This window comes from Rudaea sp., from assembly GCF_036383415.1.
Taxonomy (GTDB): Bacteria; Pseudomonadota; Gammaproteobacteria; order Xanthomonadales; family Rhodanobacteraceae; genus Rudaea.
In genome coordinates, this window is record NZ_DASVOK010000367.1 from 1 (window position 1) to 1,992 (window position 1,992).

Here is a 1,992-nt window from a genome sequence, read left to right on the forward strand (position 1 = left end):
GCCGAGCAGGAGCAACGCGGCGATCGCAAGCGGCAGCGCAGGCGAAGCGGAGGATTTCTTCTTCGCCGAGGCGGCCTGGCGCTCGAGCAGCGATTGGTGTGCACCGTCCGGCAAGGTGACCGCCGGTAGCGTCGCCTGCGCACGTGGCGGCGTAGCCACGGATGCCGGTGCCGGCGTCACGTTCGGCAGCGGACGCGGCGTCGGCGTCGTGTTCGGCAGCGCGCTCTGGGCGGAGGCTGGCGTCTTCATGCCGACCACGGTCGCCGCGGCCGGCGAGGGTTGCGTGCGCAGTTGCAAGGTCGTGCCGTTGGCAAGCAGCGGATTGCGCGCCAGGTCGGCAACAAGGTCCTGGCAGCTCTGGTAACGATCGGCCGGTTCCTTGGCGATCATGCGAGCAAGGATGCGCGAGAGTTCCGGATCGACGTCCGCGTTGAGCGCGCGCACGTCCGGGATCTCGGCCTTGACCACTTCGAGCATGAGGCCGAGCGGCGACTCGTCGGTGAACGGCATGCGTCCGGCGAGCATCTCGAACAGCACGATGCCCAGCGAAAAGATGTCCGAGCGCTGGTCGACGATCTTGCCGAGACAGACTTCGGGCGAGAGATAGCCCGGCGTGCCGACGAACTCGCCGGTCGAGGTGAGCTTCTTGGAAATGTCGGCGCTCGACAGCGCGATGCCGAAGTCGGCGATCTTCACGTTGCCGCGGCTGTCGATCATGATGTTGCCGGGCTTGATGTCGCGGTGGATCACGCCGCGGTCGTGCGCGGTGGCGAGGCCGAGCGCGGTCTGGTAAATGACCTTCGCGGCCTGCTCGGGCTTGAGCTGGTGCTCGCGCTTGAGCACCGAACTCAAGGATTCGCCATCGACGAATTCCATGACGAAGAAGGTCTGCCCTTCGTCTTCGCCGATGAAGTAGATCTGGATGATGTGCGGATCGTTGAGCGCGGCCATGCTGCGCGCCTCGCGCAGGAAGCGCTCCTTGATCCCCGGATCGTGGGCGAGCGAATCGGCAAGGACCTTGATCGCGACGTAGCGATGCAGCGACGCCTCGAAACCCTTGTAGACCACACCCATGCCGCCGCGGCCGAGTTCGGCGACCAGATCGTAGTGCCCCAGTTGCTGCTTCATGACCCCTCCAAGGCGCGTGGCGCCTGATTCAGAACGAAAACGTTCAAGTGCGAAAAAGTCTAGCACCGCACATTCCACGCGTCCGCGTTGCGATTGGCGGGAACGACCGTGCAGAATCGATGCCGCATCTGCATAACGGATCACATTTCTGCTTGGACGCCGGGATGATTGTTCCCGTCACAAAGCGCCCCTAGACTTCCGGCCCTTATGCCTGCTGCTCCGACCCCAACCGAATCGCGTCCTGTTTCGCACCGTCATGCCGCCACGCCGCGCTGGCTGTGGTGGGCATTGGCGGCCTGCCTGCTGGCGGGGCTGTGGCGGCTCGGCGCGCTGATCGTGCACGACCCGCTGATCGCCCTGGCCAACAGCTACGACGAAGTTCGCTACAGCGCCTGTTTCGGCCTCTATCCTGACCGGCCCGAATCGGTACCCCCGGATCGCAACAGTCCCGCTGCGCCGTATTCACGGTACAAATTCGTCGCCGCGAAAGACCCGATCTGCTACTGGTCTACCGAATTGCTGTTCCAGGGCGCCGCTGCCGCCGTGTTTCGTGCCGAGGAAGCCGCGACCGGCGCGACGGCGCATTCGGTGCGCTGGATCGGTACGTTCAAGATCGCCGCGATGCTCGCGCTCTGGTTCGCCTTCACCACCGCCTGGCTGCGCCGGCGCGAGCCATGGTCGGCGCTCGCCAACGGCCTGCTGCTGCCACTGCTGTTTTCCGACCCGGCCAACACGATCTATCTGAACACGTTCTATGCCGAATGGACCGCCCTGCTCGCGCTGTACGCGGTCGCCGGCCTGATCCTGATCCACGAGGGCGGGCCCGCGCGCGGCCATGCGTTCGCCCTGCTCGCGCTCGCCGCC

General features: G+C 65.6%; 2 protein-coding genes. One reads left to right on the top strand and one right to left on the bottom strand.

The window, feature by feature from the left end; genetic code table 11:
* Nucleotides 1–1,128, bottom strand: a 1,128-nt coding sequence (locus tag VF497_RS13650) for a serine/threonine-protein kinase (RefSeq protein ID WP_330889615.1), incomplete at its 3' end; no start/stop codon positions are given.
* 207 nt (nucleotides 1,129–1,335) lie between these two features.
* Here VF497_RS13650 and VF497_RS13655 point away from each other — a divergent pair.
* Nucleotides 1,336–1,992: hypothetical protein (locus tag VF497_RS13655; protein ID WP_330889617.1), on the top strand; the 657-nt coding region annotated here is incomplete at its 3' end.